Source organism: Flavobacterium aestuarii, assembly GCF_040049115.1.
GTDB lineage: Bacteria > Bacteroidota > Bacteroidia > Flavobacteriales > Flavobacteriaceae > Flavobacterium > Flavobacterium aestuarii.
Map to the genome: position 1 here is coordinate 1 of NZ_JBDLZZ010000019.1, position 14,059 is coordinate 14,059.

Here is a 14,059-nt window from a genome sequence, read left to right on the forward strand (position 1 = left end):
GTAAGAAAAGTAGATTTTTTCCTCTTCAGATTATCAAATCTTTTTGCTTAATCCCCAACTTTTGCACCTGATCCAAATAAAAATTAGCTGTTAGCAGTGTATAAACAATAGTACCAAAGCTAAATATAAAAAAATCCATTCGTTTTGCTGCGAATGGATCTTTAACTGAAATTTGAAATAAACCAGTATGAACTCAAAGTCCACAATTTCGATCTGTCAGACTGGAGCCTGTAAGTTTCATTGCAAATATTACCGCAAATCCGCAAATTATTTCTATGACTAATTTTTTAAAATTTGCGAATTAAACTCTATTTGAGTCCAATAAATAGTAACTTACAATTCTTTCCTGAATGTTTTTCTTCGGCAATGGATCACTGGATTAAAATTTTTCCAAATCAGCTGAATCGCTATATTATCAGATAACTCAGGTGTTCTGAAACAATTTTCGATGCCATTCTCAGTAAACGTTTTATGATATTCATTAAAGATAACTGCCGTTACTCCTTTATTCTGATACTCAGGATGCACCCCAATAAGATAAAATATAACATCTTTACTGCTGCGTTTGGCTTTCAATAAATGCAGGAAACCAAAAGGAAATAATTTGCCATTAGCTTTTTGAAGCGCTCTCGAAAAGCTGGGCATTACAATAGCAAACGCTACAAGATTGCCATCTTTATCCTCTACATACTTAATATATTCGGGATTGATAAAACTGATGTATTTATTCTTGAAATACTCTTTTTGAACGTCAGATATAGCCACAAAAGAAGACAATTTTGCGTACGATTCGTTAAAAAGATCAAACATTTTGTCTACATAAGGCATCACTTCCTTAGTCGATTTAAAATTGATTGGCTTTAGCTGGTATCTCTTTTTAACGAGTTCATTCACTTTTTCAAAGAACTCAGGCTTGGCGTTTGCAAATGGAAATTTATTTTCTACATATTCCTTCTCGGTTACAAATCCTAATTCTTCAAAATGCCTGGCATAATATGGATGATTGTACCAGGTAATCATGGTTCCTAATTCATCAAAACCTTCTGTCAAAACACCCACTTTATCCAGATTAGAAAATCCCATAGGTCCTTCTGCATACTCCAGATTGTTTTTTCGTCCTAGTTCATAAACTTTTTCCAGCAGTGCTTTTGTAACTTCAATATCATCAATAACATCAAACCAGCCGAAACGGACTTTCTTTTTCTGCTGCTGGTTTACCTCATCCCAATTAATGATTGCGGCAATTCTCCCCACAACAGCATTGTTTTTGCGGGCTACATAAAAGGTTGCCTCGGCACTGTTAAATGCAGGATTCTTCGTTTTATCGAACGTTTCCAGTTCATCAGCAATTAATGGCGGCACCCAATAGGGATTGCCTTTGTATACAGAAAAAGGGAACTTTATAAATTCGGTTAATTCGCGTTTTGTTTTAGCTTCGTGTATGGTAATCATTTGATTTTGTATGGAATAATATTTTTATTTCTTCGATTTATTAAATCCTTTTTTGGTTTTGGTTTTTTTAGCCATTTTACGAGCTGCTTCCTCCTCCTTGCTCAAGAGACGCACCTCTTTGTAACGGGCATCATATCGCCACGATACGCCCACGCCTCCATAAAGCATAGAGGGAGTATCCTTAAAATTTGTACTTATGGAGGCATCTACCTGCAGGTTTCTATTAATCAGGTAAGCTGCTCCGCCACGAGCGATTGCATCACTGTAAAAATCACTTTTTATCCCCTGATTTTCAACAAAAGCCGACCAGTGTTTATTGATCCCTTTGGTCAAGGTCAAAATATAACTCAGGCTTGGATAATCTGTAGCGACATAATTATAAATAATATTGGTCACAAAAACCCATGAACCATCTCCTAAATGGTTTTGCAGAATCAAGGCCGCTTTTGGAGAAATACTGGCATCTGGACTGAAATAAAATGGATTATCTGCACCAGTAAAATTGGCTCCCGCAAACACAGCCACAGCAGGAATAAGCTGATGCCAGTTGAATTTATGATTAGCTTTCCAGCTATAAAGATTTACTTCCCTTTTATATCCTTTATTTGGGTCATATATCAAATATTTTGCGCCAAGGACACTCTGCTTAAAATCCGCTCTTTCGTCAATACTCATAGGATAATTGAAGGTTTCATTCATATACTGGATATCTGCAATAAATTCCAGATTTTCCAGAAATGCTCCATACCTCAGCTCCATATCTATCCCAAATCCATTGGCATTATATCTCGCTAAGTCATGATCTTCGGTAATTCCAAACACTCCGGTTTCTACCTGTATTACTGTTTTTCCCACAGCAAAAGCCGACATGGATTCTCCAGGCCGATTCGAATTTATTTCATCCGTATGCTGGCCATAATGAATTGCTGAAGTTAAAAAAAGAGAGGCTAAGAAAACTTTTTTGAGACTGGACATACTATTTTTTTTATGTGAAAAGCTATAACGCTTTTCAAATGTACTATATTTTATTGTAACAATCATTTGGTTAAAAAAACCTTAAACATTCCTTAAGAAAACGGATAGCTTAATTGGAATTGCCTTGCAAAAAAGCAATCAGCTTCTGGGTAGCTTTTCCTCTATGGCTTATGGCGTTTTTAGTTTCTAATGATAGCTGCGCAAATGTTTCCTGATAATCCTTTGGCCTGAAAATTGGGTCATAACCAAAACCTTGATCACCAGTTTTTTCCTTAGTGATTTCGCCTTGGGCTATACCAGTGAAAAGAAACTGTTTTCCATTTAAATTTAATGCAATGACTGTCTTGAATTGTGCACTTCTATCAGTCTTATGTTCCAGATTAAAAAGCAGTTTATCCATATTATCCTCCGCCGATTTTTGCTCACCAGCATATCGTGCCGAAAAAACTCCAGGCTCACCATTCAAGGCATTTACTTCGAGTCCGGTATCATCTGCAAAGCAGTCATAACCATATTTTTGAGTTACATAATTGGCTTTCATGATCGCATTGCCTTCAATAGTGTCAGCAGTTTCGGGAATATCTTCATGACAGCCAATGCTTTCCAAGCTGACAATTTCGATAGCTGGAGGCAGCATACTCTGTATTTCCCTGATTTTATTTTTATTGTTGGTTGCAAAAACGATTTTCATAATGGCACAATTAAATTTTAGAAACCAAAAATACATTTTGTAATCAACTAATGAAAGAAACATTTATTTGTTTAAAGCCTTATTCTGCATTATTTTTACCATTCACTTAATTTAATCCAAAAAAGTCATGATAATAGATTATATAGAAAATGCAGCCCGATACGAAACGATACATCCGTCATTTAAAATTGCTTTTGATTATTTAAAACAAGATGACAAAGACGCTTTGGATGGTTTAATCGATGAAAAAGCAGGCGTAAAAATGTTTGCATACAAAGGCGAAGGAAAAAGCAGGGAAAAAAGCCTTGACACTTTTGAATGTCATGACGAAAACATTGATATCCAGTTCTGCATCAGCGGAAGTGAAGGCTTTTTATGGAAACCAAGAGCAAAATGCAGTGTCCCAAACGGTGATTATAATACCGAAAAAGATGTTCGTTTTTTTAACGATGCTCCTGATACTTATTTTGAATTGCAGGCCAATCAATTTGTTATCTTTTTCCCAGAAGATGTACATGCTCCAATGATCAGTGACAAGGATCTGGATAAAATTGTAGTAAAGGTATTGGTTAAATAACCTTTTTAACATTATTCTTTTTATTAATAAATGATTATTATGACGACAACGTTAAAATAGAGTTAAAATACTTATTTTCAATAATTTAAAATATAATAATCGTAAATTTGATTGTGGTTCTGATTAATTACTTGAGATATAATATCACAAATATTTAAGTATTAGAAAAAGTATCTCAATAGTCAGCTGTACCGAATTATAGTACCGTATAAGTTAGATAATGATAAATCAGAACTTACAAAGGGAAAGAGGGCTTTTTATAAAAGAGTCCTCTTTTTCATTTATGCAATTCAAGGCTGATTGTTCGAAGCGCTTTTTAAATTTCATGCCTTCAGCCAATCAAATAAAGATTTCTTATACGGCTTAATACCAATATTCTATGAATTCAATTCATTTCGGGCTATTTTTAGAAACTGCCGAAAGGCTTTCATTCTTAAATAAAGAAATGGCCTCCACAAAATTGAATCTAGCCTTTATTGAGCAAAAAGATTCCCGAGGCAATGTCTGTTTTGCCAATAGCCCGGAATTACGTTCCGAATTCAAGGAAACCTTCACTCAGACAGATCTGTTCAGTTATTTCTATGCAGTACTGTTTTCGTCCAGATACAGAAACAGTTTTCAAGATTTAAGAACAGATTTATCCAGCATTCTGATTATGGAGGACAAGGTTAAATTCTGGAAATTAGTGCAGCTAGGCGGCGAATTACGCAAAATACATTTATCTGAAGATAATAACTATATACCGTTTCCTGCTGAAGATGATAATATTGTTACAGAAATAAAATTTGAGAGGAATTGTACAAATGAATGCTTGGGCAAAATTTACCTCAACGATAACCAATACTTTGACAATGTTCCAGAAGCTGCGTGGCACTTTCGCATGGATAATTCTCAGCTGGCTCAAAAATGGCTGGAGAATCGCAAAGGTTTTAAACTCAATGCTAAAGAAATTTTAGAATACCAAAAACTTATTACTTCACTATCCGAAACAGATAGAATTGCTAAAATAATTGATTCTTATTCTGGATAAAATCAAGTATATCTCAATCTAACAAAAACATGCTTGATTCCTTTTTTATCCGACTCTCTTTCGTCAATTTCCAGAACATCAGTCATGGATTTCAGCATTGGTGTCAGTTTTGAAAAGCCATAGTTCCTTGGATCAAATTCGGGTTTTTTCTTTACGATTAAATTTCCAACATCGCCAAGAAAAGCCCAGCCATCATCATCTCCTATAGCATCGAGCGTATCTTCGATAAGTTCAATAGTTTCGGCATTGATTTTATTCGGTACTTCTTTAGCTGCAGGCTTTTTAGATTCAGCGGCAGCCGCGGGTTTTGGTGCTTTTTGTGCATTAGTAGTTTTCCGGGTCTTTTTGATGGCACCGTCCAGAACTTCAATAAAAATAAAACGGTCACAGGCACTGATGAACGGTTTTGGTGTTTTTTGCTCACCAATTCCAATTACTTTCATACCCGATTCTCTCAATCGGATAGCCAGCCGGGTGAAATCACTATCACTGGAAACAATACAGAATCCGTCCAGTTTTCCAGAATATAACAAATCCATCGCATCAATTATCAATGCTGAATCCGAAGAATTTTTGCCAACCGTATAACTGTATTGCTGTATAGGCGTAATAGCGTGTTCCAATAAAACCGATTTCCATCCATTGGCATTTGGTTTAGTCCAATCGGCATAAATACGTTTGGTGGTTGGCGTTCCCAATTTAGCTATTTCCTCCATCATTCCTTTTACATTACTGTAGGGAACATTATCGGCATCAATAAGTACGGCGAGCTTTAACTCTTTGGTGATTTGTGACATTCTCTGCATTTTGAAATTGTACTCAAATATACAGGTTTATTTGGAATGCAGAAAAGTTATTATTTTGCAGAGATGCTCGGAGAAACACTCAGAGATACGCAAAGAGTTTTAAACTCCCAATTAATATTTTTTAAAATTGACAACAGTTTTTTAGACTTTCGGCAGTAATCTATTTTATGACTGTCCGCGACTAGTACCATTTCTCAGAATAAATTAATTGCCGTATATTTTTTACAGATTTATTCTCTCTATTCTTTGCGTCTCTGCGTCTTTGCGAGCCAAATTTTACGCAAAGGGAATTTTCAATATGTTAGATTTTGGCATGAGTTACGGATAGTCATAATCTGTTTTATTCAAAAAGAGATTTAACTTTTGGTGATTCTTCTCCTTTTTCGGTCAGATATAAAGCAGCTCCATCAGCTTCTAAAAAATTTAAAACAACCGTCAGAATTGTGCCTCCTTTTTTATCATACATAATTGTAAAAAGCCCAACATCTGCTTTGTTTCCATTATTCAGATTGTGTTTTTTAAAATCGGTTTTATATTCTGCAAAATAAAAATTATTGTTGGCATCATAGAATTCTTTTTTAAACTCTATAAAATATTTATTTTCAACAGTATCGTTAGCGTTTTTCTTAACAAGAGTCCCCTCTTTTATATCAAAACTAAAATCATTTTTTTCCAAAGAAAACTCTTGCGGGGGTATACTTTTATATATTGTTTGCACAGAAATAATCTGAGAGTATAGCTGATTAAAAAAAAGTATAGTAAACAAGCATAATAATTGTTTCATAAAGTGTTTTGGCATTCCGCTTTATTTTAGGTCAGCGAAAATAAGAATAAAAATTTGATAATTTAAATAAATGAATATACAGCCTGTATTCCAGAGTTAATTATCAAAACCAGAGTCCTAGCCCTGATGGAAATGGAAAATCCCGACGGAATAAACCTTTTTTTTCTTGTACTGGCAGAGCGACCAGCGGAAGCTCCTGCCAGTACAATAGAAAAAAGGTGTATGAAGGAGAGCTTGTAATGGACAGCAGGTATCAGCTCCTTCATTGACTTCGCTTAAGATAAAAAAAATAAATATACTTTCCAGATGCTAATACATTATAAATAATTATTTTTGCAACTTCTTAAAATTAATACTAGTACAGATATTATATATTATGGTAAAAGATTTATTCGAAAGAATTCAAAACAATAAAGGACCATTGGGAAAATGGGCTTCACAGGCAGAAGGTTATTTTGTTTTTCCAAAATTAGAAGGCGAACTTGGACCAAGAATGAAATTTCAGGGAAAGAACATTTTGAACTGGAGCATCAATGATTATTTAGGCCTTGCCAATCATCCGGAAGTCCGCAAAGCAGATACTGAAGCAGCTATTGCTTATGGCGCGGCAGCTCCAATGGGAGCACGTATGATGAGTGGGCACACTGCTTATCACGAACAATTGGAGCAGGAATTGGCAGCTTTTGTAATGAAAGAATCAGCTTATTTATTGAATTTTGGCTACCAGGGAATGGTTTCGATCATTGATGCTTTAGTGACTAGAAATGATGTGATTGTGTATGATGTAGATGGTCACGCCTGTATTATTGACGGTGTCCGTCTGCACAGCGGCAAACGTTTTACGTACAAACACAACGATATCGAAAGCATGGAGAAAAACCTGCAGCGTGCTACCAAAATAGCTAACGAAACAGGCGGAGGAATCTTATTCATTACCGAAGGTGTTTTTGGAATGCGCGGACAGCAGGGAAAACTGAAAGAGATTGTAGAGATGAAAAAGAAATACAATTTCCGCCTTTTGGTTGATGATGCACACGGTTTTGGAACACTTGGCAAAACAGGTGCTGGTGCCGGCGAAGAGCAAGGCTGTCAGGATGGAATCGATGTTTATTTCTCTACGTTTGCTAAATCTATGGCAAATATTGGTGCCTTTGTAGCTGCCGATAAAGACGTTATCGATTACTTGAAATACAACCTTCGTTCGCAGATGTTTGCCAAAGCATTGCCGATGATACAGACAATTGGTTCTTTGAAACGTTTGGAATTATTGCGGCAATCCTCTGAAATAAAAGACAAATTGTGGGTAAATGTAAATGCACTGCAAAATGGCTTAAAAGAAAAAGGATTCAATATTGGTGATACCAACACCTGCATCACCCCAGTTTATCTGGAAGGAAGTATTCCAGAAGCGATGATTATGGTAAATGATTTAAGAGAAAACTATGGTATTTTCCTTTCAATCGTGGTGTATCCAGTAATTCCAAAAGGAATTATTTTACTGCGTATGATTCCTACTGCATCACACACTTTGGAAGACATCAACGAAACACTTACCGCTTTTGAAGCAATCCGTGAAAAATTAGTAAACGGGACTTACAAAGAAATTGCCTCCAGAACGACAGTTGATATGGAAGCGTAACATTCCGCTTTTTCGCATATAGAAAATCCATTGGCCGAAAGGCTGATGGATTTTTTTTTGGAGCAGAATAGTACTGCATTTCATCAGCTTCAGTCACGCTATCCGCTTCAATCTCTTGTGCTGAACCCCAGCACAAAAGGATTTCCACTGCTATCGTGGCTAGGCTTCAGCTTTATTTTTTCATAAGAAGTAATACTAAAAATCTGTACTTTTATAACTTCAAAATAAACTATAAAATGAAAAAAATATTTCTATCACTATTTTTTCTGCTTTCTGCAACACTCGTTTTGGCTCAGAAAACAGAATACAACATCGTTAGCAGTATTCCATACTATAGCGAAGCCGTAGCCAAAACTGATCCTTACATCAAAGAACGCTGTGTTCTCGATATCTATTATCCAAAAAACACCAAAGGGTTTGCAACTGTAGTTTGGTTTCACGGAGGCGGTTTAGCTGCAGGGAGCAAAGAACTTCCGGAAGGACTTAAGGACAAAGGCTTTTGTGTGATTTCGGTAAACTACCGTTTAACCCCAAAAGTAAAAGCGCAAAAATGTATCGAAGATGCTGCCGCAGCAGTTGCATGGGCATTCCAGAATATTGAATCTTATGGAGGAGATAAATCCTTGATTATAGTTTCGGGACATTCAGCTGGCGCTTACTTATCCTTAATGGTCGGATTGGATAAAAAATGGCTAAAAGCTGATGGCGTAGAGGCCAATTCTATAGCTGGATTGATTCCGTTAAGCTCACAGACCATTACGCACTTTGCAATTCGCAACGAAAGAGGAATTCCCGAAAAGCAGCCAATTATCGATGAGTTTGCACCGCTGTATCACGTTCGTCCCGATGCACCTCCTTTATTATTAATTACCGGCGACCGTGAATTAGAAATGCTGGGGCGATATGAAGAAAATGCCTATATGGTGCGAATGATGAAAATTGCAGGACACAAAGAAACCACTTTGTACGAACTTCAAGGTTTTGGGCACAACATGACAGAACCTGCTTTTCCATTGGCCGTTAAAGAAATTCAAAGAATAACAGCTTTAAAAAAGAAATAAAAAAATGATTCCACATTTATTGATAATCCCTGGACTTGGTGACTCAGGAGAAAAACACTGGCAAAGTTTTTGGCTGCAAAAATTTCCAAATTCAACCAAAGTTATACAGGACAATTGGGATGAACCTCAGCTGCAGGAATGGCTCTCCCGTTTGGATGAAAATATTCAGCAGATAAATGAACCCACTATTTTGGTTGCTCATAGCCTTGCCGTTTCGCTGGTTATGCATTGGGTTTCCCGGAATACTAATCCGCATATTATAGGTGCTTTGCTCGTAGCCCCCGCCGACGTTGATTCGCCAGACCATACGCCCGATTTTTTAAGGCATTTTTCACCCATTCCAACGCAATCCGTTCCATTTCCTTCATTTGTCATTGGATCCGAAAATGACACTTACATGACACTCGAAAGAGCCAGAGAATTGGCCTCGCATTGGGGAAGCAATTTTATAAATATCGGACAGCAGGGACATATTAACTCTGATTCTGATTTAGGATATTGGGAAGAGGGACAAGAATTTTTACAACAGTTAATTACAAAAATTATTTAATTCTGTCAATATCAAATAAATTACTAAACATATAAGTCATATAATTTTAAAAACAAGTTAAAGCAAAAGTTCATTTAAGCCAAAGTCACTTCCAACGATTTTTTACCTTATATTTTCTTTTAATCACTGTTATTACAAACTAGCAGTTTCTATACTTACATGACTTATATATTTAAAATCAAATACTATTTATTTTAAAACAAAGCACTAAAAATGGCAAATCCAATAGTTTCTGCAGCCTGGCTTCATGAGCATGCAAACGATTCAGATCTGATTATACTAGAAGCACGATTAGATCAAAATCAAGCTGATTTAGTAAATCAGAATCCCGATTTACAAATCAAAGGTGCTCGTTTATTTGATATAAAAAACAATTTTAGCGACACCAGCAATCCTTTACCAAACACCTTCCCTTCTGAAGAACAATTTACTGCCGAAAGCCAAAAATTAGGCATCAACAAAAAAAGCACGATTGTCGTTTATGACACTTTGGGAATTTATTCGAGCCCAAGAGCTTGGTGGATGTTCAAAGCGATGGGACATTCTGAAGTTTATGTTTTAGATGGTGGTCTTCCCGAATGGATTAAACAAGGCTTCCCGACAGAAAATCAAAACCAGAATATAAATTATCCAAAAGGAGATTTTGAGGCAAATCTGCAGCCTGAACTGATTAAAAATAAAGAGCAGATTCTCAAAAATATTTCAACCCAAGAAGCAGTTTTGATCGATGCCCGATCAGCTGACCGCTTTTATGCCCATCAGGAAGAACCTAGACCCGGAATGAGAAGCGGCCATATTCCTGGCTCCATAAACATTCCTTTTACTGAACTGCAACGGGAAGGAAAATACAAATCTGAAACTGAATTGAAAGAAATTTTAAATCTCAACGATCAGCCTTTATTTTTTACCTGCGGTTCTGGCATTACTGCCTGTATCGTTTTATTGGCCAGCGAATTGATTTCGGATAATCCAAAAGCGGTTTACGATGGTTCCTGGACAGAATGGGGACCGAGTGATCTGCCAATTGAGAAATAAGCAGTTTTACAAGTATATAAAATTACCCAATCCTCAATCCATTTTCAATTTTGAAATCGGGAGACAATAAAACCACGTCTCCCTCCTTGCCTACTGCTCCAAGTACCAGGCACTCACTCATAAACTTTCCGATTTGTTTCTTGGGAAAGTTGACAACAGCTGCGATTTGCCTTCCTATCAAAACTTCTTTGGTATATCGCTTGGTAATTTGTGCTGAAGTCTTGCGGATTCCAATTTCAGTACCAAAATCAATAGTGAGCTGAAAAGCAGGTTTTCTGGCTTCGGGAAAATCATTGACTTCGAGGATGGTACCCACCCGCATCTCCACTCTTTCAAATTCTGACCATTCTAAATTCATACTTTATTTTAAAAATGTTTATTACTGCACAGAATTAAAAAAACTGCTCTCTAAATTCGGAATCAAATTGATGACTGATTATTCAGCTTTCAGCTTAGAAAAAATTTCATTCATAGTTGCTGGATCAATCACAGACATATCAGCAAGCCGAAGAGTTTTGACCATTTTAAGTGTAGTACTTTTATATTTTTGAAAATGGGGTGTTTTCAAATGTGACTCGTATGCTTCCTTATTTGCATATATTTCCAAAATTCTAATTTGTGTGGGATTGTCCTTGGGAAAAATTGGAAAAATAGAAATAACACCAGCCTCTAATTGTACTGAGGCACTGGCTTCTTCTTTTAGAATTTCAATATATTCCTTAATGAAATCTGAATCGATTTCGATTTCTGCCAGTCTTACAATCATATCGTTTTGAGCATTGATGTTATTAATTGAAAAGAGCATGAAGACTAAAATTAAATATTTTTTCATTTTATGTGATTTTATAATGGAAAGTATTTCAAAAGAGTGAAGCAATGTGAGGGTCTGCTGAATTTTATTCCCTCAAATATATTTAAAATATCCTTAGAGATTATCAAATGGTCTAATGAAAACAAATTCCCTAGCCCTGATGGCAGTGAAAATCCTTGTATGCCGGGGTTCGGCATACAAGATTGCAACGGAAAGCAGGAATAGCTCCAAAAAAAAATGACATCCTTTCGAACGCCATTTTTACATTTTTAATTCTGCAAATTATTTCTCCAGCAAACCTGCATTTTTCAGATAAGGTTCAATTTGCATTTCATGTCCAATGAATTCCTTGAACGCTTTATTTAAATCCACACTATTCCCAACAGACAGTATGTATTTTTTAAAACGCTCGCAGTTTTCTCTAGTCATGCCGCCATTGGCCTGCATCCAGTCAAAAGCATTGTAATCTAGTGTTTTGGACCAAGTGTATGCATAGTATCCTGCTGAATAGCCGCCTCCCCAAATGTGGGCAAAATAAGGAGTATGATAACGTGTAGGCACTTCATTCACCAGAAGTCCGTATTTTTCCAGAGCTTCTTTTTCAAAATCCAGAACAGGTTTGAAATCAGATTCTTTCTCTACACTATGCCAAGCCATATCTAGGGTTGATGCTGCCAGAATTTCGGTCACATCGTAACCTTTATTAAACGTTTCTGCTTTCTTGATTTTATCAATTAACTCTTTTGGAATCGGCTGTTTGGTTTGATAGTGAATAGCATAATTCTTAAGAACTATTGGATCTAAAGCTGCATGCTCATTAATTTGAGATGGAAATTCGACATAATCTCTTGGTACAGAAGTCCCCGATAAAGACACATATTGCTGATTGGCGAACAAACCATGCAGTGTGTGTCCAAATTCATGAAACATCGTTGTTACATCATCAAAACTAATCAAAGATGGGTTTCCATCTACCGGTTTAGAGAAATTATAAACGTTTACAATTACAGGTTTTTGTTTTAAATAGTGTGATTGACTGACTAAATTATTCATCCACGCTCCTCCATTTTTATTATCACGGGTATAAAAATCCAAATAGTAAATAGCGATTGAAGTCCCTTTATCATCAAAAACTTCATAGACTTTTACATCTGGATTATACACCGGAAAATCTTTTCTTTCTTTGAAAGTGATTCCATACATCTGCTTAGCTGCAAAAAACACTCCATTTTCCAGCACACTGGTCAATTCGAAATAAGGCTTAATTTCGCTTTCGTCCAAATCGTATTTCGCTTTGCGGACTTGCTCTGCATAAAAATTCCAATCCCAGGCTTCCAGTTTGAAACCACCATTTTGAGCATCTATCAAATTCTGAATTTCTTTGGCTTCAATTTTGGCTTTAGCAACGGCGGGTGCAGCAATTTTTGCAAGCAGATCCATTGCCGGCTCTGGTGTTTTTGCCATCTGATCCTGTAACTTCCATTCTGCAAAACTTTTCTTGCCCATCAAAATGGCTTTCTGCAAACGCAGTCTCGCCGTTTTTTCAATTATTTCACGTGTATCACCTTCATCATTTTTTTCGGCACGATACCAGGACGACTTGTATATTTTTTCTCTGGATGCTCGGTTTTTCAAGCTTACCAGCAAAGGCTGCTGTGTAGTATTCAATAAACCAATTAAATATTTATTTTCGTACCCGGCTTCTTTAGCTTTTTGCTTTGCAGCTTCAATCTCACCAGCACTTAATCCATCTAAATCGGCTGCATTGTCAAATAATACAGCACCATTTTTCCGGGCCAGCAATAATTTATTTCCGTAAAGTGTGCTTAAAGTTGCCAGCTCTTCATTGATTTTTTTCATTTTTTCTTTATCAGAATCAGATAAATTAGCACCAGCCAGTTCAAACTGCTGCAGATAATATTCTGTCAATCTTTTGTCTTCACCTTTTAATTTATTTAAGTCGATGGCTTTGATACGATTGTACAATTTAGTGTTCAAATAAATTTTATCTGTATGGGCCGAAAAAATAGGAGCATATTCTGTTTCTATAGCCTGTAAGGTCGGATTAGTATTGGAACCAGTCAGATTATAAAAAATACCAGTTGCCCTGCTTAGCACCACACCACTGGTTTCCAGTGCCAAAACTGTATTCTGGAAAGTTGGTTTTGCAGGATTATCAGCAATTGCTTCAATTTCCTGAAGGTTAATTTTCAAGCCATAGTCAAAAGCGGGCTTGAAGTGTTCATCCTTAATAATACTAAAATCTGGGGCCTGATACTGTAAAGTACTTTTTTGCAATAGTGGGTTTTTCATTTCGGAATCTTTGTTTTGAGCATTAATATTTTGCGTAGGAGACAAAAAAACAATTGAAAACAAACTGAAAAAGAATAACTTAGAAACAATTCGCATGTTAAATATTTTTAAATTAGTAAGTTATAAAATTAACAAAAAATACCATTTCGCATATTAAAATCACAAATAATACGCAGTATTTTCAATGTCTTAAAAACGGTCTCTATATTTTTAAAATTTCAAAATAAAGACAAAATAAATTTTATATTTGTTAAAATGAGCTAAATCTATTAAACATGAGTCCAAAATCTAAAAAAATAAATCAGGATTGAAACAAGGCTGATGCTGATATATAA

The 14,059-nt window shown here is 36.0% G+C and carries 14 protein-coding genes; 6 read left to right on the forward strand and 8 right to left on the reverse strand.

The features are described from left to right. Window positions 1-333 precede the first annotated feature (333 nt). The 3 genes from ABEG11_RS16530 to ABEG11_RS16540 all read right to left on the reverse strand — a co-directional run bounded on the left by ABEG11_RS16530 (window position 334) and on the right by ABEG11_RS16540 (window position 3,118). Window positions 334-1,452, reverse strand: coding sequence for a GTP cyclohydrolase (locus ABEG11_RS16530; RefSeq protein WP_348825288.1), 1,119 nt, complete (start codon window positions 1,450-1,452; stop codon window positions 334-336). A gap of 24 nt (window positions 1,453-1,476) precedes the next feature. Beyond that, complete coding sequence (locus ABEG11_RS16535; RefSeq protein WP_348825289.1) at window positions 1,477-2,427, reverse strand: transporter; 951 nt, start codon at window positions 2,425-2,427, stop codon at window positions 1,477-1,479. Between the two features lie 109 nt (window positions 2,428-2,536). Beyond that, the gene (locus ABEG11_RS16540) at window positions 2,537-3,118 is read right to left on the reverse strand and encodes a non-canonical purine NTP diphosphatase (protein ID WP_348825290.1); all 582 of its coding nucleotides are present in this window, start codon (window positions 3,116-3,118) and stop codon (window positions 2,537-2,539) included. 127 nt (window positions 3,119-3,245) lie between these two features. Between ABEG11_RS16540 and ABEG11_RS16545 the strand changes: the two genes are divergently transcribed. Further along, window positions 3,246-3,695 (forward strand): NanQ anomerase/TabA/YiaL family protein, encoded by a 450-nt coding sequence (locus ABEG11_RS16545; protein WP_348825291.1) that lies wholly within the window; start codon window positions 3,246-3,248, stop codon window positions 3,693-3,695. A 379-nt stretch (window positions 3,696-4,074) separates the two neighbouring features. Further along, window positions 4,075-4,725, forward strand: a complete 651-nt coding sequence (locus ABEG11_RS16550) for a type ISP restriction/modification enzyme (protein ID WP_348825292.1) — start codon at window positions 4,075-4,077, stop codon at window positions 4,723-4,725. 2 nt (window positions 4,726-4,727) lie between these two features. On the opposite strand, the gene ABEG11_RS16555 is transcribed toward ABEG11_RS16550, so the two are convergent. Together ABEG11_RS16555 and ABEG11_RS16560 are read right to left on the reverse strand one after the other, a co-directional pair. Then, window positions 4,728-5,522: an NYN domain-containing protein gene (locus ABEG11_RS16555; protein ID WP_348825293.1), complete on the reverse strand. Its 795-nt coding sequence runs from the start codon at window positions 5,520-5,522 to the stop codon at window positions 4,728-4,730. A 349-nt stretch (window positions 5,523-5,871) separates the two neighbouring features. Further along, complete coding sequence (locus ABEG11_RS16560; protein ID WP_348825294.1) at window positions 5,872-6,315, reverse strand: hypothetical protein; 444 nt, start codon at window positions 6,313-6,315, stop codon at window positions 5,872-5,874. 376 nt (window positions 6,316-6,691) lie between these two features. Between ABEG11_RS16560 and capB the strand changes: the two genes are divergently transcribed. From capB to ABEG11_RS16580, 4 genes are all read left to right on the forward strand, one after another. Next, window positions 6,692-7,954: a cysteate-C-fatty acyltransferase gene (capB, locus tag ABEG11_RS16565; RefSeq protein ID WP_348825295.1), complete on the forward strand. Its 1,263-nt coding sequence runs from the start codon at window positions 6,692-6,694 to the stop codon at window positions 7,952-7,954. A gap of 236 nt (window positions 7,955-8,190) precedes the next feature. Beyond that, on the forward strand, window positions 8,191-9,015 hold the full coding sequence (locus tag ABEG11_RS16570) for an alpha/beta hydrolase (RefSeq protein WP_348825296.1): 825 nt from the start codon (window positions 8,191-8,193) through the stop codon (window positions 9,013-9,015). A gap of 4 nt (window positions 9,016-9,019) precedes the next feature. Then, the gene (locus tag ABEG11_RS16575) at window positions 9,020-9,565 is read left to right on the forward strand and encodes an RBBP9/YdeN family alpha/beta hydrolase (RefSeq protein WP_348825297.1); all 546 of its coding nucleotides are present in this window, start codon (window positions 9,020-9,022) and stop codon (window positions 9,563-9,565) included. A gap of 213 nt (window positions 9,566-9,778) precedes the next feature. Further along, entirely contained in the window at window positions 9,779-10,600 is an 822-nt protein-coding gene (locus tag ABEG11_RS16580; protein ID WP_348825298.1) for a sulfurtransferase, read from the forward strand. Between the two features lie 22 nt (window positions 10,601-10,622). Here ABEG11_RS16580 and ABEG11_RS16585 read toward each other — a convergent pair whose 3' ends face one another. The 3 genes from ABEG11_RS16585 to ABEG11_RS16595 all read right to left on the reverse strand — a co-directional run bounded on the left by ABEG11_RS16585 (window position 10,623) and on the right by ABEG11_RS16595 (window position 13,724). Next, a complete protein-coding gene (locus ABEG11_RS16585) occupies window positions 10,623-10,958 on the reverse strand; it encodes a tRNA-binding protein (RefSeq protein WP_348825299.1) in 336 nt (111 codons plus the stop codon). A 78-nt stretch (window positions 10,959-11,036) separates the two neighbouring features. Beyond that, window positions 11,037-11,432 carry a putative quinol monooxygenase gene (locus ABEG11_RS16590; protein WP_348825300.1) on the reverse strand — a complete coding sequence of 132 codons (396 nt, stop codon included), beginning with the start codon at window positions 11,430-11,432 and terminating at the stop codon, window positions 11,037-11,039. 261 nt (window positions 11,433-11,693) lie between these two features. Then, window positions 11,694-13,724: a M3 family metallopeptidase gene (locus ABEG11_RS16595; protein ID WP_348825301.1), complete on the reverse strand. Its 2,031-nt coding sequence runs from the start codon at window positions 13,722-13,724 to the stop codon at window positions 11,694-11,696. Window positions 13,725-14,059: the final 335 nt, after the last annotated feature.